Here is a 17,562-nt window from a genome sequence, read left to right on the forward strand (position 1 = left end):
GCCCGCGACGGGTGCATGAACCTTTATCCGTTCGAGAAGTGCCAAGCCTGTTTTCGACGCAGCATGGTCGTCGCGCTGGCACTCATCGGGCGAACATTAGATCTTGCCGACCAGGTCCAGGGATGGCGCCAGGGTCGCTTCGCCTTCTTTCCACTTGGCCGGGCAGACTTCGCCTGGGTGGGCAGCCACGTATTGAGCAGCCTTGACCTTGCGCAGCAGTTCGCTGGCGTCGCGACCTACACCACCGTCGTTGATTTCGACGATCTTGATCTGGCCTTCCGGGTTGATCACGAAGGTACCGCGATCAGCCAGGCCAGCTTCTTCGATCAGCACATCGAAGTTGCGGGAGATGACGTGGGTCGGGTCACCGATCAGCGGGTACTTGATCTTGCCGATGGTTTCCGAAGTGTCGTGCCAGGCTTTGTGGGTGAAGTGGGTGTCGGTGGACACGCCGTAGATTTCCACGCCGAGTTTCTTGAACTCTTCGTAGTTGTCAGCAAGGTCACCCAGTTCGGTCGGGCAAACGAAGGTGAAGTCGGCCGGGTAGAAGAACACGACAGACCACTTGCCTTTCAGGTCGGCTTCGCTGACCTGAACGAATTCGCCGTTGTGGAAAGCGGTGGCATTGAACGGTTTGACCTGGCTGTTGATGATAGGCATGAGAGACGCTCCTTCATGGGTTGAAATCAGTTGACGGAGAGAATCCTAACCGCTCATCCCCATAAAGGCTCATTGGCAAAGCTCATGCTTGCGATTGGTTTTGGCTATAACCGAGGTTTATTAATAGAAGGGATTGCGCTGAGCAAAGGAGTGCGCGATACGCCGCGTGGGCCGTGGGAGCAGGTTCACCGCGAGCACCGGCAAAGCCGGTGCCCAACACTGCGTCGAAGGCTGCGTGGGGAACCCGCTCTAACACGTCAGCGCGTGGCGGTACGCAAGGTCACGAACTCTTCGGCCGCCGTCGGGTGCACGCCGATAGTCTCGTCGAATTGCTGCTTGGTAGCCCCGGCCTTGAGCGCAATACCCAGGCCCTGGATGATCTCGCCTGCATCCGGCCCGACCATGTGGCACCCCAGCACTTTGTCGGTCTCGGCGTCCACCACCAGCTTCATCAGGGTTTTTTCCTGGATGTCGGTCAGGGTCAGCTTCATCGCCCGGAAGCGGCTCTCGAAGATTTGCACCTTGTGCCCGGCCGCCAGGGCCTGTTCCTCGGTAAGGCCCACCGTACCAATCGGCGGCTGGCTGAACACTGCGGTAGGAATGTTCTGGTAATCCACTGGGCGATACTGCTCAGGCTTGAACAACCGCCGGGCCACGGCCATGCCTTCGGCCAATGCTACCGGGGTCAGCTGGACGCGGCCGATCACATCGCCAATCGCCAACACCGAGGGTTCGGTGGTCTGGTACTGCTCGTCAACCCGGATGTAGCCACGTGGATCCAGCTCCACACCGGTATTCTCCAAGCCCAGGTTGTCCAGCATCGGGCGACGTCCGGTGGCATAGAACACGCAGTCGGTGAGCAGCTCGCGACCATCCTTGAGCGTGGCCTTGAGGCTGCCATCCTCCAGCTTGTCGATGCGCTGGATGTCGGCATTGAACTGCAGGTTCAAGCCGCGCTTTTCCAGCTCCTCCTTGAGGTGGGTCCGCACCGATCCATCGAAGCCCCGCAGGAACAGATCGCCCCGGTACAGCAGCGTGGTATCGGCGCCAAGGCCCTGGAAGATCCCGGCAAATTCGACCGCGATGTAGCCGCCGCCAACCACCAGAACGCGGCGCGGCAGGTCCTTGAGGTAGAAGGCCTCGTTGGAAGTGATGGCCAGCTCCTTGCCCGGAATGTCCGGCACCTGCGGCCAGCCGCCCGTGGCAATGAGGATGTGCTCGGCGCTGTAGCGCTGGCCTTCCACTTCCACCTCGTGGGCACCGGTCATGCGCGCATGCCCTTGCAACAGGTTCACGCCACTGTTGACCAGCAGGTTGCGGTAGATGCCGTTGAGCCGCTCGATTTCACGGTTCTTGTTGGCGATCAGCGTGCCCCAGTCGAAATGGCCTTCTTCCAGCGTCCAGCCGAAGCCGGCAGCCTGTTCCAACTCATCGGCCACGTGGGCGCCATACACCAGCAGTTTTTTCGGCACACAGCCGACGTTGACACACGTACCGCCCAGATAGCGGCTCTCGGCCACCGCCACTTTCGCGCCGAAGCCTGCAGCGAAACGCGCGGCACGCACACCGCCGGAACCGGCGCCAATCACGAACAGATCAAAATCGTAGGCCATGTATTCAGTCTCCTTGGCTGGCGTCCAGCATACCCCCGTTGGCCGCCGCAAACAAAAAAGCCACCCCGGAGGGTGGCTTCTGGACCTGCCAGGCTTATCAGTAAGCCTTGCCAGTCTTGTAGTAGTTCTCGAAGCAGAAGTTGGTCGCGTCGATATAGCCTTCGGCGCCACCGCAGTCGAAACGCTTGCCCTTGAACTTGTACGCAATCACGCAGCCATTCTGCGCCTGCTGCATCAGGGCGTCGGTGATCTGAATCTCGCCACCTTTGCCAGGCTCGGTGTTGGCGATGATGTCGAAGATGTCCGGCGTCAGGATGTAGCGACCGATGATCGCCAGGTTCGACGGCGCGTCTTCGGGCTTGGGCTTCTCGACCATGTTGGTGACACGGAAGATGTCGTCGCGAATCATGTCACCAGCGATGACACCGTACTTGTTGGTTTCCTGCGGATCGACTTCCTGGATGGCGACGATCGAGCAACGGAACTGGTTGTACAGCTTGACCATCTGGGTCAGAACGCCGTCACCTTCCGGGTTGACGCACAGGTCGTCGGCCAGCACCACGGCGAACGGCTCGTCGCCGATCAGCGGACGGCCGGTGAGAATCGCATGGCCCAGGCCCTTCATCTCGGTCTGACGGGTGTAGGAGAACGAGCACTCATCCAGCAGGCGACGGATACCGACCAGATACTTTTCCTTGTCGGTGCCCTTGATCTGGTTTTCCAGCTCGTAGCTGATGTCGAAGTGGTCTTCCAGGGCGCGCTTGCCACGGCCAGTGACGATGGAGATCTCGGTCAGGCCGGCGTCCAGGGCCTCCTCGACGCCATACTGGATCAGTGGCTTGTTGACCACCGGCAGCATTTCCTTGGGCATGGCTTTTGTAGCAGGCAGGAAGCGGGTGCCGTAGCCGGCGGCCGGGAACAAGCATTTTTTGATCATATACGTCCTTAAACAAAGGCAAGGCCTGTTGGAATTCGGCGCAGTCTAATCAGGCGGCAGTCACCTTACAATGCCCCGCCTGTGGCCGACCGATGCCATGATAGAGATAACCCAGTGTAGATAGTTCCAGCGGATCGTAAATATTACGCCCATCGAACACTACCGGCATGCGCATCAAGCCCCGTACGCGGGGGAAGTCCGGCTGTCGGAACTGCTTCCATTCGGTCACCAGAACCAGCGCATCCGCCCCTTCGACACAGGCGTACGGGTCATCGTGCAGACGTAACTGGCCGCTGGCTACGGCCCACGGGTAGCGCTCGGCAACCGCCGACAGCGCTACCGGATCGCAGGCCTGGATCCGCGTGCCCGAGGCCAGCAGGGCATCCAGCAACACCAGGCTTGGGGCTTCGCGCAAATCGTCGGTGCCTGGTTTGAATGCCATCCCCCAAAGCGCTACCACCCGCCCTCGCAGGAAGCCACCGAAGTGCTGGTGCAACGCACTGTACAGCAGGGTTTTCTGCTGTTCGTTGCGGGCCTGCACCGCCTGAAGGATTGCGCACGGGTAACCTTGCTGCTCGGCGGTATGAATCAGCGCACGCACATCCTTGGGGAAGCATGAGCCGCCGTAGCCGCAACCCGCGTAGATGAAATGGCTGCCGATGCGCCGGTCGCTGCCGATGCCACGGCGTACCTGTTCGATGTCCACGCCCAGGCAGGCGCACAGGCCGGCCAGTTCGTTAACGAACGAGATCTTGGTCGCCAGGAACGCATTGGCTGCGTACTTGGTGAGCTCGGCGGCGCGCGGCGTCATTATCAATATGCGCTCATGGTTGCGCACGAACGGCGCGTACAGGCGCTGCAACAACTGGCGGGCAGCCTCACTGTCACTGCCGATGACGATACGGTCCGGGCGCATGAAGTCGTCCAGGGCGCTGCCCTCCTTGAGAAACTCCGGATTGCTGGCCACCTCGACGGCAAAGCCCGCACGACGCTCACGCAAACCCAGCGCAATCTGCGCGGCCACACGCTCGGCAGTGCCCACCGGCACCGTCGACTTGTTCACCACCAGGCAAGGGCGTCGCAGGTGCCGACCCAGGCTGTCCGCCACTGCCAGGACATGCTGCAGGTCAGCCGAGCCGTCCTCCTGGCTAGGCGTGCCGACCGCGATGAACACCACGTCGGCCCGGGCCAAGGCCTGCTGCCAGTCGTCGCTGAAACTCAACTGGCCGCGGCTCAGGCCGCTCTTGAGCAGCACCTCCAGACCGGGCTCGTGAATGGGGCAATGTCCCTGGCGCAACTGCGCCAAGCGCTGCTGGTCGCGTTCCAGGCACACCACCCGGTTACCCATCTCGGCAAAACAGGCCGCCGTCACCAGGCCCACATACCCCGCTCCGATCACACAAAGCTCCATGGCCGCGCTCCTTCGACATGAACGCAGCCATTGCTACCTGTCGGTGGTTACAGTGCCGTGATACAGGTGTGACAGGACGGGGATGCGCCTCAGCTACCGGTGCCTTGCCCAATCAGCACACCGTCCACCTTCTGCCCATACAGGTTGACCCCATCATTGGCGTGGAACTTGACCCGCGTCTTCTCCACCGAGCCCTCGATCAAACGTGGATCCTGTGGCCGTTCGTGCCGGTTGACCCAGGCCGCTACGTCCCAGGCCTGCTGATCGCTCAGGCTGCCGGGCTTGCCCAAGGGCATGTTGTATTTGATGAAGGAGGCCGCCGTGTTGATCCGATGCATGCCGGCACCCCAGTTGTAGGAATCCTTGCCCCAGAGCGGCGGCATGACATACTCGCCCGCCACTTTCTGGCCCTCTCCGTTATTGCCGTGGCAGATCGCGCACTGTTCGCGGTAGACCTGCTGGCCTCGGGTGAAGTCATAGCCGCCCTTGGGTTGCGGCACCTCGGGGTAACCACGCCCGGCGATCTCGACGCCGGTTGGCGCCTTGCTCGACAGCCAGTAGGAATACACCGAAAGCGCCGTCATCTGTGGGCTGTCGGCCGCTGGCGGTGTACCGTTCATGCTGAACTGGAAACACCCCTGGATGCGTTCGGCATAGGTGTTGACCTTGTCGTTTTTCTTGCGATAAGCCGGATACATCGGGTAGGCGCCCCACATTGGCGCAGAGTGGGCCAGACGGCCCTGATCGAGGTGGCAGTTGCTGCAGTTCATGCCATTGCCCACGGCTTCGGGCATCAGCCTGCGGGTATCGACGAACAGTGCATGTCCCTCGCGTACCATCTTGCCGAAGGCGTTGTCCGGCAGTGTGCTTTCCGAAGGCGGGACGAACTGTGGCGAGGACTGGGCGTCGGGCACCTTCAGTTGCGACTGGTCTTCCATGGCAACAGGGGCGGCGTGGGCGTTGCACATGACCAGCAGCAACGCGATTGGCATCAATGGTCTCATGGCTTGACCTCCTGGCGAGCTGGACGGGCGAAGAACTCAGCGATAGCCGTGACCTCGTCATCGGTCATGGCCTTGGCCACACCGACCATCAGCTGGTTGGGGTCATTGCTGCGACTGCCGTCGCGCCAGGCGTTGAGTTGCGCGGCCAGATAACCGGCCGGTTGCCCAGCCAAGGGCGGGAAATGTTCGCCAACCCCACTGCCCCCTGGGCCATGGCACTGCACGCAACCGGGGATCTGCCGACGCCAGTCACCGTAAAGCGCCAGGCGGGTAACGCTGTCGTTGGCGATCTGCTGGCGATGCAGTTCTGGGGAAGGGTCGCCGGGCAGGCCAGCCAGGTAGGTGCTGACCGCCTCGATCTCGGCCTCGGTCAACGCTTTGGCCAGGGGTTCCATGACTGGCTGCTTGCGGCTGCCGGCGCGCCAGTCATGCAGTTGCTTGCTCAGATAACCGGCGGGCAGCCCGGCCAGACGCGGGAACCCAGCAGCGGCAATGCCCTTGCCGTCTGCACCATGGCAGCCCAGGCAGGCCATGGCGGCGGGATTGGCCCCACCCTGGGTGAAGACTTTCTGGCCATCGGCGGCATGCGCCGCGGGCCAGGCCAGGATCAGCAGGCTGCCGATCACGACGCGACTCAACGGGGTCATCACGAATCTCCATTTCTTTTGTTATAAGCTTAGGCTTAAAAAACATAAGCAAATGGATACTAGCCCTGCAGGGAAAGTCGCAACAACGCCCAGGCCGACCAGAGGATGGCAATTAGCCTGCTAACCGCGTTTTACTTGAGCCAGGTCAACTGCCGGAGATGCATTGCGTCGCTGCCGTGCGCACGTCACCCAGGCGCAACGGGAAGTTGTTGAGGCGCTCGCGCAACTTGATGCTGCTGCCGCTGCCACGCTTGTCGATATCGACCAACGCCGCCGGGCCGACACCGGCCGAGAGCTTCTGCGGCACGATCAGGCGCAGGCCGTCGCCATGCGCTTCCTCGGCCAGGGGGTCTCGGCTGTCTGCCAGCTTGTGCTTGACGCAATCAGCATACTCACGGGGTGTCTTGCCAGAAATGACATCCAACGTCTCGTGCGATTGCTCCAGTTCCGTCACACTGACACAACCACCGAGTGCCAAGGTCAACGCCGCCACCAACCACTTCATCTACTGCACCTCTGCCATCAGGAACCGCGTTGGACAACGGCCAGGCGGTTTTGCTCCCTGCTTTGGCAGATTTATCTGCAGCCCGACCATCGAGCACGGCAGCGCCGCCCGCCATCGTGGTATTGTTCGCGTTTGCAGAATTACACCTTGCGGGGCCCCCCATGAAATTCATTCACCAGCGCGAGCACCTCAACGAAGACGACATCGTGGTCATCGAGTGTTCCCAGCGCTGCAATATTCGCCTGATGAACGACGCCAATTTCCGCAGTTTCAAGAACGGCGGCCGCCACACCTACCATGGTGGCCACTTCGAGCGTTTCCCGGCCAAGATCACCGTACCCAGCACCGGTTTCTGGAATATCACCCTCGATACCGTGACCTCACGCCCGATCTCGGTGACGCGCAAGCCGACCTTCACTCACAAGATCAAGATCATTCGCCGCTCGTCGTCGAAACTCGGATAAGGCTGCCATGACCCAGACCATCAAATACGTCATCAAGTACAAGCTCGACGGCCAGCGCCGCTGGGACTTCGCCCTGATGCCCGACAACTCCCAGGAGCAAGCCCTGGAAGCCCTGCGCAAGATCCATGGTGACGACGCAGACAAGATCAGCGACATTCAAGTCAGCAAGGCACTCTGAGGCCTGAACCCAGCCCCCATCGCACACTCGCAAGGAGAGCCCCATGAGCCACTGGCCCGACCGTCGTATCCTCGATCTGCTGGGCATCCGGTTGCCCATTCTCCAGGCACCGATGGCCGGGGCTTCAGGCTCGGCCATGGCGATCGCGGTGGGCAAGGCCGGTGGTTTGGGTGCCCTGCCCTGTGCCATGCTCACCGAGGAGCAGCTACGGCGTGAGATCGAGACGTTTCGCGCAGCCTGCCAGGGCCCGTTGAACCTCAATTTCTTCTGCCACCAACCACCGGTGCCAGATGCGCAGCAGGCCGCTCGCTGGAAGCAGGCGCTCAAGCCCTATTACGACGAACTGGGCGTCGACTTCGAGGCACCGACCCCCGTGTCAAACCGTGCCCCGTTCGATGAACAGAGCTGCAAGCTGATCGAGCAGTTGCACCCCGAGGTGGTCAGCTTCCACTTCGGCTTGCCAGCGCCCGAGCTGCTGCAACGGGTCAAGGCCAGCGGTGCCAAGGTACTGTCCAGCGCCACCACTGTCGAAGAAGCGGTATGGCTGCAGGCCCATGGTTGCGATGCGATCATTGCCATGGGCTATGAAGCAGGCGGCCATCGCGGCATGTTCCTGACCGACGACATCAACAGTCAGATCGGCACCTTCGCCCTGGTACCGCAGATCGCCGATGCGGTGCAGGTACCCGTGATCGCCGCCGGCGGCATCGGTGATCACCGTGGCCTGGTCGCTGCACTGGCCCTGGGTGCGTCCGCCGTACAGATCGGCACCGCCTACCTGTTCAGCCCTGAAGCCAAGGTGACCCCGGCCCATCGTCATGCCCTGGACAACGCGCCGGCCAGCGACACCGCGCTGACCAACCTGTTCACCGGGCGCCCTGCCCGAGGCATCAACAACCGCATCATGCGCGAGCTGGGCGCCATGAGCGAACTGGCCCCACGCTTCCCCCTGGCAGGCGGTGCGCTGATGCCGTTGCGGGCAGTCAGCGACCCACGAGGCGCCAGCGACTTCAGCAACCTGTGGTCAGGGCAGGCCTTGCGGCTGGGCAGGCCGATGCCGGCCGAGCAGTTGACCCGCGAGATCGCCGAGAAGGCACTGGCGCTGATTACCCGCTGAATCCCCCAACACGCCGGCCTCTTCCACGCGAACAGTTTATCGCTATATAGTTCAGGCTATAACGATAACCCTCTGGAGCCGTCTTCATGCGTATCCGCCTGTCCCACCTGGCTGTCACCGCCCTGGCCAGCCTGGTCTCACTCAACAGTGCCTGGGCCGATGAGGTCCAGGTGGCGGTGGCAGCCAACTTCACCGCGCCTATCCAGGCCATCGCCAAAGACTTCGAGAAGGACACCGGGCACAAGCTGGTCGCCGCCTACGGGGCGACTGGCCAGTTCTACGCCCAGATCAAGAACGGCGCACCTTTCGACGTGTTTCTGTCGGCCGACGACAGCACACCGGCCAAACTCGAACACGAACAGGAAATCGTCCCAGGCTCGCGTTTCACCTACGCCGTGGGCACCCTGGCACTGTGGTCGGCCAAGGAAGGCTACGTGGACGCCGAGGGTGAAGTGCTGAAGAAGAACGACTTCAAGCACCTGTCCATCGCCAACCCCAAGACCGCGCCTTATGGCCTGGCCGCCACACAGGTGCTGGACAGGCTGGGGCTCAAAGAAGCCACCCAGGGCAAGATCGTCGAGGGCCAGAACATCACCCAGGCCTTCCAGTTCGTCTCCACCGGCAACGCCGAACTGGGTTTCGTCGCGCTGTCGCAAATCTACAAGGACGGCAAGGTGAGCAACGGTTCGGCGTGGATCGTACCGTCCAACCTGCACGCTCCGATCCGTCAGGACGCGGTCATTCTCAAAAAAGGCAAGGACAACGCAGCCGCCAAGGCGCTGGTCGCGTACCTGAAGGGCCCGAAGGCAGCAGCGGTGATCAAGTCCTACGGATATGAAATCTGATGCCACTGGACGCCAGTGACCTGGGTGCCCTCTGGCTGACCGTCAAACTGGCCAGCCTGACCACCTTGATTCTGCTGATCCTAGGCACCCCCATCGCCTGGTGGCTGGCGCGCACGAGCTCGTGGCTGCGCGGGCCGGTAGGCGCCGTGGTGGCACTGCCCCTGGTATTGCCACCCACGGTCATTGGCTTCTACCTGCTGATTGCCCTCGGTCCGCACGGCTGGCTCGGCCAGGCTACTCAGGCGCTTGGCCTGGGCAGCGTGGTGTTCAGCTTCAGCGGGCTGGTCATCGGCTCGGTGGTGTACTCCATGCCGTTCGTGGTGCAGCCGTTGCAGAACGCCTTCAGCGCCATAGGCCAGCGCCCGCTGGAAGTGGCCGCCACTCTGCGTGCCAGCCCTTGGGACACCTTCGTGCACGTTGTGCTGCCGCTGGCACGCCCTGGCTTCGTCACCGCCACTATCCTCGGCTTCGCCCATACCGTCGGCGAGTTTGGCGTGGTGCTGATGATCGGCGGCAATATTCCGGACAAGACCCGCGTGGTCTCCGTTCAGATCTTCGATCACGTCGAAGCCATGGCCTATTCGCAAGCGCACTGGCTGGCCGGGACCATGCTGGTATTCTCTTTCCTCGTGCTGCTCTTGCTGTACGCCGGGCGCCGCAGCAAAGCGGGCTGGAGCTGACATGAGCACGACGATCGTGGCGCGCCTCGAGCTGGCCCGCGGGGACTTCACCCTGGATGTCGACCTGCACCTGCCGGGGCGCGGGATCAGTGCACTGTTTGGCCACTCCGGGTCTGGCAAGACGTCGTGTCTACGCTGCCTGGCGGGCCTGGAGCGCGCCGCCAGCGCCTACATCGAGGTCAATGGCGAGATCTGGGAAGACAGCGCTCGCGGCTTTTTCCAGCCTCCCCACCTGCGCCCGGTGGGCTACGTGTTCCAAGAAGCGAGCCTGTTCCCGCACTTGTCGGTGCGCGGCAACCTGGAATTCGGCTGGCGCCGGGTGCCCGCGGGCGAACGCAAGGTCGGCCTGGAGCAAGCGTGCCAGTTGCTGGGCATCGGCCCTTTGCTTGCGCGCAAGCCAGCCACCTTGTCGGGTGGCGAGGCGCAACGAGTCGGCATTGCACGCGCCTTGCTCAGCAGCCCGCGCCTGTTACTGATGGACGAGCCGCTGGCGGCCTTGGACGGGCCTCGCAAGCGTGAGATCCTGCCGTATCTTGAGCGCCTGCACGATGAACTGGACATTCCCCTTGTGTATGTCAGCCATGCTCAGGACGAAGTGGCACGGCTGGCGGACCACCTGGTACTCCTGGAGCAAGGCAAGGCAGTCGCCAGTGGCCCGATTGGCGAAACCCTCGCCCGCTTGGACTTACCGTTGGCGCAGGGCGAAGAGGCCGGGGTGGTCTTCGAAGGCCGGGTGGTCGGTCACGACGCGCATTACGATCTGCTCGACCTGCGCCTGCCCGGCAGCGATGGCCCTGTGCTGCGCATCGCGCATCCGCCCCACGCACTGGGCAGCACGCTGCGGGTCAAAGTTCAGGCCCGTGATGTGAGCCTCGCGCTTGGCGCAGACAGCACGTCCAGCATCCTTAACCGGCTGGCGGTGCGCGTGCGCGAATGTCGCCCTGCAGACAACCCTGCGCACGTGCTGGTGAGCCTCGATGCTGGCGACAACGCCTTGCTGGCGCGCATCACCCGGTTTTCTGCCGACCAACTCGACCTGCATCCAGGTCAGGCGTTGATTGCCCAGATCAAATCGGTAGCACTGTTGGGCTGAGCATCCGTCGCACGCCTGCTGTCCATTGGTCATAGCACTGATCGAGGCCTGCCAGCGATGCTCGACCACCCCCTGCCCGCGACCTTGCACTACGTCGACGACACCCAACCAGGACTGACCAGGCGCAAATGGCGTGGTCGGTTCATCTACCTGGACCCAGAGGGCCAGCGGGTGCGCGATGGCGAGACGCTCGCGCGGATCGCCGCCCTGGCCATCCCCCCCGCCTATACCGATGTGTGGATATGCCTGGACCCACAGGGCCATCTGCAGGCCACTGGCCGCGACGCCCGTGGCCGCAAGCAGTACCGCTACCACACTCAATGGCGCGAGCTGCGCGACCAGCACAAGTTCGGGCGCATGCTGGCCTTCGCCAGGGCCCTGCCCAAGCTGCGCAAGCATATCGACAGCCACTTGGCGCGCCCGGGGCTGGATCGAGAGAAAATCATCGCCTTGGTGGTGAGCCTGCTCGACAGCACCCTGATTCGCATCGGCAACCCACAGTACCTGCGCGATAACAAGTCGTATGGCCTGACCACCCTGCGCAATCGCCACGTCACCGTCGAAGGGAGCACCATACGCTTCCAGTTCCGCGGCAAGCGCGGCGTCGAGCATGATGTGACCCTGCGCGACCGACGCCTGGCGAACCTGCTCAAGCGCTGTATCGAGCTGCCTGGGCAGACACTGTTCCAGTACCTGGATGAGCAAGGCCAGCGCCGCAGCATCGGCTCAAGCGATATCAACCAGTTCCTCCAGCAATTGACCGGCGCCGACTTCACCGCCAAGGACTATCGCACCTGGGCCGGTAGCAGCCTTGCCCTGAGCCTGCTCAGGCCTCTGGCCTGGGAGCCGGAAAGCGAAGCCAAACGCCAGGTGGCAGCCATCGTCAGGCAGGTTGCCAGCCGGCTGGGTAACACTCCCGCGGTGTGCCGGCGCTGCTACATCCACCCGGCGGTACTGGAGCATTTCCATCTCGGGCAACTGGCTGCATTGCCCCGCAGCCGCAACCGGCAGGGACTGGAGCCTGAGGAGGTAGCCTTGCTGCTGTTCCTGCAGGCGCTGGAAAATTCGCAGGCCCATTGAGCCTTGCTATCTGGCCCATCATGCAAGGAAATTTCCCATCTGCCTCGAAGCCCCCTATTCTTGCCAGCGAGCACCTTCGCCGACGCTGCCAAAGCAGATTTCGTCGGCACCTGCGACTAAAGACACGCTACAGAATTTGTATTCCGGGGAATTACTATCCGCCGAAAGCGTCTTTAATGAGAAGGAAGAGGGACCAGCTCCCACCGCCTCGCCAAATGGCCACGCGGACATCGACACCACCAAGGAGAACTACATGCTGATACTCACCCGTAAGGTTGGCGAAAGCATCGTCATCAACGATGACATCAAAGTCACCATTCTGGGCGTTAAAGGGATGCAGGTGAGGATTGGCATCGATGCACCGAAGGATGTACAGGTTCATCGTGAAGAAATCTTCAAACGCATCCAGGCTGGCAACCCAGCACCGGAAAAACACGACGACTCGCACTGAGTCGCGTTGCCTCAAGTCGCACGGACGCGCTTGATCTGACGGCACGCGCCCGCCTCAGGTGCCCAGGAGTTCGCGCACCTTGGCGATCATTTTGTCCATGTCGAACGGTTTGTCGAACACCGCGGCGAACAGTTCCGGGCGTCCTTGGCTGGCCTGAGCGCCGCTCATGAGGATCACTGGCAGGTCGTGCAGCTGCAGTTCGTCGCGAATCGCCCGCACCAACTCCTCGCCATTGAGCACCGGCATCATGTAGTCGGTGATCACCAATTCCACGCGTTTGTCCTGAAGCGCCTCCAGGGCCTTACGGCCATTGCTTGCCTTTTCCACCAGGAAACCCTCGTCCTCCAGGGCGAAACCGAGGATATCGGCAATCAGGTACTCGTCATCGACGATCAGGATGGTGTTCATGGCCTACCCACTCGCCGGCGGCACCGGCGTGCCCGAGAGCACCCCGCACGCGCCCTCGAAGGCCTTGCGCAGAGAGACCCCCTGCGGCCCCATGCGCATCTCGTGCAGCGCGGGGTCATGATGGCTGTCGCGCACCTTGAGAATCGACAGCATACGCCGCAATTGCGAATCCAGTTCGACGAAGCGCATGAGCATGAGGTTGTCGACGATGCTCGATAGGTCCGGCGCCGGGGCGGTGATCTCCGAGCCGAATATATCGCGCATTTCCCAGGTCAGCAGGACGCTGATGTCGCGAGCACGCAGCTCTCCGGTCAAGGCCCGGAAAAAGGCGTTGAGCCGGGCCGGGTCGATGGCCAGGCGACTGAATGCCCCCAGGCTGTCGATCAGCACCCGCTTGGCCCCCAGCGCCTCCACCTGCGCGAGCAGGCGTGCGCCCACCTGGTCCAGCAACCCTTCGGTGGTGGGCTGCCAGCACAACTGCAGGGCACCGTCGCGCTCCAGCGCTGCAAAATCGTAGCCCAGCGATGCCGCCTTCAGGCGCAGCCGCTCTGGCGTCTCGTAGAAGCCGAAGTGCAGGCCCGGCGCCTGCGCACTGCTGGCGGCGAGAAACGCCAGGCCCAACGATGTCTTGCCGATCCCCGAGGGCCCCATCACCAGGCTGACCGAGCCTGAGGCCAGGCCACCATCGAGCATTTCATCCAGCGTTGGCACCCCGCTGGTCACGCGACTGAGGCTGGCAGCGCCGGTATGGCTGGGACGACTGAACAGTGACTCCAGGCGCGGATAGACATGCATCCCGGCCTCGTCGATCAGGCACTCGTGGCGCCCCGACAAGGCGCCGCTCCCTCGGGTCTTGCGCAGTTGTATATGCCGCACCGCACGGCTGCCTACCAGTTGCTCACCCAACTCGATGACACCATCGACCATGGTGTGCTCGGGGCTACCCTCATCGAGTCGGGCACTGGTCAGCAGCAGCACCGTGCAACCAGCGAACGCTGCATGCCCCTGCAATTCAGACACGAACTTCTTGGTTTCAAGCGCCGAGTCCGCCCGCGCCCGGGCATTGAGCACGCCATCGACGATCAGCAAACTGGCCTGATGCCGGCCGATCTCCTGGCGCAGCAGCCTGACCACGGCTTCGAGCCCTTCCTGCTCCAGGGTATCGAAGGCACTGACGAACTGGATCTGATCACCCACCAGAACCGGGTCGAAGAACTCGAGGGTTCCCATGTACTGGAACAGCCGTTCGTGGGACTCGCTGAGCAATGTCACTACCAGCACACGACCGCCGTTGAGTACATGCCCGCAAGCCAGCTGATTTGCCAGGATGGTCTTGCCGGCACCAGGCGGCCCCTGAATGATGTAGGAGGCCCCGGTGACCAGGCCGCCCTTGAGCAGGGCATCGAGCCCCGCGATACCCGTCACCAACCTGCTCAGAGACTGGACCATGGCGCTTACCTGTCAGTTGTAGGTTCCGCTTCGTGTTGATACACCGGCAAGTAAAGGCTCATGCATGTGCCCTGACCGGTCGCGCTTTCCACGCAGATTGCGCCGTTGCTTTGCTTGGCAAAGCCATACACCTGGCTAAGGCCAAGCCCGGTGCCCTTGCCAAACGCCTTGGTGGTGAAAAAAGGCTCGAAGATGCGCGGCAACGTCTGTGGGTCAATGCCCGCGCCAGTATCCCGGACTTCGAATCGCACGTAGCGCCCGCGCAGCCCCTCCACTTCACCGGCAAGCTCCACGGCATCCACCTCGATACTGATCTGACCCGGTCCTTCGATGGCATCGCGCGCGTTGAACAGCAAGTTGAGCAGCACCATCTGCAATTGCCCGGCGTCGACCTCGATCAACGGCAAGTCAGGTTGCAGGCGCTCGTTGAGCTCGATGTCGCTGGGCAAGGCATGCTCCAGAAGACCTCGGGTGGAGGCGATCAGTTCAGCAGGGGCAATGCGCGTGACATCCAGCTGACGGTGACGAGCGAAACTGAGCAGTTGCTGAGTCAGCTCCGTGCCGCGCTTGCCCGCGTCGAGAATATGCTCCAGCATCCGCTGGACCCGTTTCGGGTCCTGACTGACCAGCGCCATCCGGGCCGAGTTGAGAATGATGGTCAGCAGGTTGTTGAAATCATGGGCCAGGCCACCCGTCAACTGGCCCAGGGCTTCGAGCTTCTGCGCCTGGAACAGCTGGGCGCGCATGGCATCGAGCTGCAAGGCCGAGTCGCGCCGGTCGGTGATGTCCCGCGTGACCTTGGCCAGGCCGACCACTTGCCCTTGGGAGTCGCGGATCACGTCCAGCGCGGCCAGCGCCCAGAACTGGGTACCGTCCTTGCGCACACGCCAGCCTTCATCCTGCGCAACGCCCTGCTCCAGCGCCTGGCGAAGCAACACATCGGGACGCCCTTGCGCACAATCCTGCTCAGTGAAGAACAACGAGAAATGCTGGCCGATCACCTCTTCGGCACGGTAACCCTTGATCCGCTCGGCACCGGCATTCCAGGACACCACGTGCCCGGTGGGGTCAAGCATATAGATGGCATAGTCGACCACCGACTGCACCAACTGCTCGTAGCGGTTGGCCGGCATGACGGGATGGTTGAAGGGGGCAGCTGAAACCATGCGGACTCCCAGGCAGCCACAGCGGGATGTTTATAGTGAATCTAGCCAAGCATGCCTGTTTCCCCTGCTGCTGTAACTACCTATTGACGATCACGCTCGACCAGTACGGGAACCAGCCGCCGAGGCATTGCGACTTTCAGCAGCCACAGGCTTACCAGCAGAATCAGGCCACCACCTGCCAGCGCCATCAGACGCTGCGCTTGGGAGTGCTGGTCGTCAAATCCCACCATCAACAGGAAACCGCCAAGGCACAACAGGCTCACATACAAAAAGCCTCCCATGAGCAGCACCTGGATGAACACTAGACGCCAGACCAGCCGAGGGCGGACGAGGCGAGCCTCATCAACAGCGGTGGGTGCGGCCCGAACCATGGCATTTCCCTCTTTGGATCCAATAATCAGGCGACAGCGGCCTAATGACATCCCTGTGTCAACGACCTGTGCGACCGACCTGTATCTTTTTGAGAGTAGGCTCTGCAGTTGACTCAACTATAACAATGGGTTATAAAGCGCGCTTGATTGTCAGGCCCTTCTGCCTAGAAGCGCGCCGGTCGCCACGACCCTTTCAAGCGTGCGAGTGTGGTGGAATTGGTATACACAGCAGACTTAAAATCTGTCGGCGTGAGCCTTGCGGGTTCGAGTCCCGCCACTCGCACCAAATTCCAGAAAAGGCGCCCTTGCGGCGCCTTTTTGCTGCCCGCCGGAAAACCCCAGCGCAACTGCTAGAGTGGAGTGTGTCACCGTCCACTGGAATGCCACCATGCGCTACACCCTGTTCGATGGTCAACGCGACCTCATCATCCTGATTGCCCGCGTGTTGCTGATGATCCTGTTCGTGCTCTCTGGCTGGAGCAAACTGACCGGCTTCGAGGGTACCGTCGGTTACATGACATCACTGGGCGCCCCTGCCCCGATGCTGGCAGCGGCCATAGCGGTCATCATGGAGTTCTTTGTCGGGATCGTGCTGATCCTGGGATTCTACACCCGTCCGCTGGCCTTCCTGTTCGCCCTGTTCGTACTGGGCACGGCGCTTCTGGGGCACCCGTTCTGGAACATGGTCGACCCCGAGCGCAGTGCCAACATGACTCAGTTTCTGAAAAACCTCAGCATTGTCGGTGGAATGTTGCTGCTGGCCGTGAGCGGCCCGGGGCGCTTCTCGTTGGACGGTCGCTGATTCAATCGTCTTCGCAGTCGTCGTGCCAGGCTGGATGATCGCGCTCTTCATCGTCGAGATCATCCAGCATGTCTTGCTCGGTCTCGTCCTCGGCGCCTTGGGCATCGGCCTCAAACGCGTCGCCTTCGTCATAGAGGAATTCGTGGTCGAGCAAATGGTCGTGCTCGGGTTCGTGCAGATCGTCTTCGTCGCGCATGGGAGTTCTCGGTGCAATGGAGAGAGGACTTAACGCTGGGTTAACCGGCAGGCACCATCCTACAGGCTCTCCCTTCAATACGTTGATTGCCCGCCGCCTGGCGGGCTTTTTTTTGATCGATGACCTTGCAACCTGCGCTTCACGAAATTCTGACAACGCGCGGGACAGACTGCAGGCTCTCCGTACGTTCTTTCAGCCCGCCTATTCGGCGGGTTTTCTTTTTTGGACGCACACAAGAAAAAACCCCGCAGATTTTCATCTGCGGGGCTTTCGAATAGTGGAGGCCGAGGTCGGAATCGAACCGGCGTAGACGGATTTGCAATCCGGAGCATAACCACTTTGCTACTCGGCCTCAAAGTTCGGATCTAGCTGCTTTCGCTTTGCTATCTCCTTGAAACACTGAACCTTTTTCAAAGTTCGCTGCGTTTCGATGGGCGCCATTATGTCTGCATTCTTTGCGCCTTGCAACCCCCTGAACAGAAAAA

Annotated in this window: 21 protein-coding genes and 2 tRNA genes; 10 read left to right on the forward strand and 13 right to left on the reverse strand. The window is 61.9% G+C overall.

Going from position 1 to position 17,562, the window contains the following annotated elements; genetic code table 11:
• Positions 1-96 precede the first annotated feature (96 nt).
• The 7 genes from ahpC to P3R38_RS16150 all read right to left on the reverse strand — a co-directional run bounded on the left by ahpC (position 97) and on the right by P3R38_RS16150 (position 6,777).
• Positions 97-660: an alkyl hydroperoxide reductase subunit C gene (gene ahpC, locus P3R38_RS16120; protein ID WP_023381267.1), complete on the reverse strand. Its 564-nt coding sequence runs from the start codon at positions 658-660 to the stop codon at positions 97-99.
• 257 nt (positions 661-917) lie between these two features.
• Positions 918-2,273 carry a glutathione-disulfide reductase gene (gorA, locus tag P3R38_RS16125; RefSeq protein ID WP_027908178.1) on the reverse strand — a complete coding sequence of 452 codons (1,356 nt, stop codon included), beginning with the start codon at positions 2,271-2,273 and terminating at the stop codon, positions 918-920.
• A gap of 97 nt (positions 2,274-2,370) precedes the next feature.
• Positions 2,371-3,210: a UTP--glucose-1-phosphate uridylyltransferase GalU gene (galU, locus tag P3R38_RS16130; RefSeq protein WP_023381269.1), complete on the reverse strand. Its 840-nt coding sequence runs from the start codon at positions 3,208-3,210 to the stop codon at positions 2,371-2,373.
• Between the two features lie 49 nt (positions 3,211-3,259).
• Positions 3,260-4,621, reverse strand: coding sequence for a UDP-glucose/GDP-mannose dehydrogenase family protein (locus tag P3R38_RS16135; RefSeq protein WP_277686417.1), 1,362 nt, complete (start codon positions 4,619-4,621; stop codon positions 3,260-3,262).
• An 89-nt stretch (positions 4,622-4,710) separates the two neighbouring features.
• A complete protein-coding gene (locus tag P3R38_RS16140) occupies positions 4,711-5,625 on the reverse strand; it encodes a c-type cytochrome (RefSeq protein WP_104881480.1) in 915 nt (304 codons plus the stop codon).
• Positions 5,622-6,272 carry a c-type cytochrome gene (locus P3R38_RS16145; protein ID WP_277686418.1) on the reverse strand — a complete coding sequence of 217 codons (651 nt, stop codon included), beginning with the start codon at positions 6,270-6,272 and terminating at the stop codon, positions 5,622-5,624. The genes P3R38_RS16140 and P3R38_RS16145 overlap by 4 nt, the downstream gene beginning before the upstream one ends.
• Positions 6,273-6,417: 145 nt before the next feature.
• A complete protein-coding gene (locus P3R38_RS16150) occupies positions 6,418-6,777 on the reverse strand; it encodes a hypothetical protein (RefSeq protein ID WP_104881478.1) in 360 nt (119 codons plus the stop codon).
• 161 nt (positions 6,778-6,938) lie between these two features.
• On the opposite strand from P3R38_RS16150, the gene P3R38_RS16155 reads away from it, so the two are divergent.
• The 8 genes from P3R38_RS16155 (at position 6,939) to csrA (ending at position 12,685) form a co-directional block, all read left to right on the forward strand.
• Complete coding sequence (locus P3R38_RS16155) at positions 6,939-7,241, forward strand: DUF1883 domain-containing protein (protein ID WP_023381274.1); 303 nt, start codon at positions 6,939-6,941, stop codon at positions 7,239-7,241.
• A gap of 7 nt (positions 7,242-7,248) precedes the next feature.
• Positions 7,249-7,419, forward strand: a complete 171-nt coding sequence (locus P3R38_RS16160; protein ID WP_023381275.1) for a hypothetical protein — start codon at positions 7,249-7,251, stop codon at positions 7,417-7,419.
• Positions 7,420-7,462: 43 nt separating this feature from the next.
• Positions 7,463-8,536 (forward strand): nitronate monooxygenase, encoded by a 1,074-nt coding sequence (locus tag P3R38_RS16165; RefSeq protein ID WP_277686419.1) that lies wholly within the window; start codon positions 7,463-7,465, stop codon positions 8,534-8,536.
• An 86-nt stretch (positions 8,537-8,622) separates the two neighbouring features.
• On the forward strand, positions 8,623-9,381 hold the full coding sequence (gene modA / locus P3R38_RS16170; protein WP_277686420.1) for a molybdate ABC transporter substrate-binding protein: 759 nt from the start codon (positions 8,623-8,625) through the stop codon (positions 9,379-9,381).
• Positions 9,381-10,061 carry a molybdate ABC transporter permease subunit gene (modB, locus tag P3R38_RS16175; protein ID WP_277686421.1) on the forward strand — a complete coding sequence of 227 codons (681 nt, stop codon included), beginning with the start codon at positions 9,381-9,383 and terminating at the stop codon, positions 10,059-10,061. The genes modA and modB overlap by 1 nt, the downstream gene beginning before the upstream one ends.
• A 1-nt stretch (position 10,062) precedes the next feature.
• A complete protein-coding gene (gene modC / locus P3R38_RS16180; protein ID WP_104881477.1) occupies positions 10,063-11,154 on the forward strand; it encodes a molybdenum ABC transporter ATP-binding protein in 1,092 nt (363 codons plus the stop codon).
• A 57-nt stretch (positions 11,155-11,211) separates the two neighbouring features.
• On the forward strand, positions 11,212-12,234 hold the full coding sequence (locus P3R38_RS16185; protein ID WP_104883476.1) for a DNA topoisomerase IB: 1,023 nt from the start codon (positions 11,212-11,214) through the stop codon (positions 12,232-12,234).
• A 253-nt stretch (positions 12,235-12,487) separates the two neighbouring features.
• Positions 12,488-12,685, forward strand: a complete 198-nt coding sequence (gene csrA, locus P3R38_RS16190) for a carbon storage regulator CsrA (RefSeq protein ID WP_023381281.1) — start codon at positions 12,488-12,490, stop codon at positions 12,683-12,685.
• Between the two features lie 54 nt (positions 12,686-12,739).
• On the opposite strand, the gene P3R38_RS16195 is transcribed toward csrA, so the two are convergent.
• The 4 genes from P3R38_RS16195 to P3R38_RS16210 form a co-directional block, all read right to left on the reverse strand.
• Positions 12,740-13,093, reverse strand: a complete 354-nt coding sequence (locus P3R38_RS16195) for a response regulator (protein WP_023381282.1) — start codon at positions 13,091-13,093, stop codon at positions 12,740-12,742.
• Positions 13,094-13,096: 3 nt separating this feature from the next.
• On the reverse strand, positions 13,097-14,542 hold the full coding sequence (locus tag P3R38_RS16200) for an ATPase domain-containing protein (protein ID WP_023381283.1): 1,446 nt from the start codon (positions 14,540-14,542) through the stop codon (positions 13,097-13,099).
• A 5-nt stretch (positions 14,543-14,547) separates the two neighbouring features.
• A complete protein-coding gene (locus tag P3R38_RS16205) occupies positions 14,548-15,708 on the reverse strand; it encodes a PAS domain-containing sensor histidine kinase (protein ID WP_104881475.1) in 1,161 nt (386 codons plus the stop codon).
• An 80-nt stretch (positions 15,709-15,788) separates the two neighbouring features.
• Positions 15,789-16,079, reverse strand: a complete 291-nt coding sequence (locus tag P3R38_RS16210) for a hypothetical protein (protein WP_023381285.1) — start codon at positions 16,077-16,079, stop codon at positions 15,789-15,791.
• A gap of 201 nt (positions 16,080-16,280) precedes the next feature.
• On the opposite strand from P3R38_RS16210, the gene P3R38_RS16215 reads away from it, so the two are divergent.
• Both P3R38_RS16215 and P3R38_RS16220 read left to right on the forward strand, forming a co-directional pair.
• Positions 16,281-16,365 (forward strand) — tRNA-Leu (locus P3R38_RS16215).
• A 102-nt stretch (positions 16,366-16,467) separates the two neighbouring features.
• Entirely contained in the window at positions 16,468-16,881 is a 414-nt protein-coding gene (locus P3R38_RS16220) for a DoxX family protein (RefSeq protein ID WP_023381286.1), read from the forward strand.
• A gap of 1 nt (position 16,882) precedes the next feature.
• On the opposite strand, the gene P3R38_RS16225 is transcribed toward P3R38_RS16220, so the two are convergent.
• Entirely contained in the window at positions 16,883-17,077 is a 195-nt protein-coding gene (locus P3R38_RS16225) for a hypothetical protein (RefSeq protein ID WP_023381287.1), read from the reverse strand.
• Between the two features lie 278 nt (positions 17,078-17,355).
• Positions 17,356-17,429 (reverse strand) — tRNA-Cys (locus P3R38_RS16230).
• Between the last annotated feature and the right edge of the window lie 133 nt (positions 17,430-17,562).

Source organism: Pseudomonas sp. NyZ480, assembly GCF_029537255.1.
Lineage (GTDB): Bacteria > Pseudomonadota > Gammaproteobacteria > Pseudomonadales > Pseudomonadaceae > Aquipseudomonas > Aquipseudomonas taiwanensis.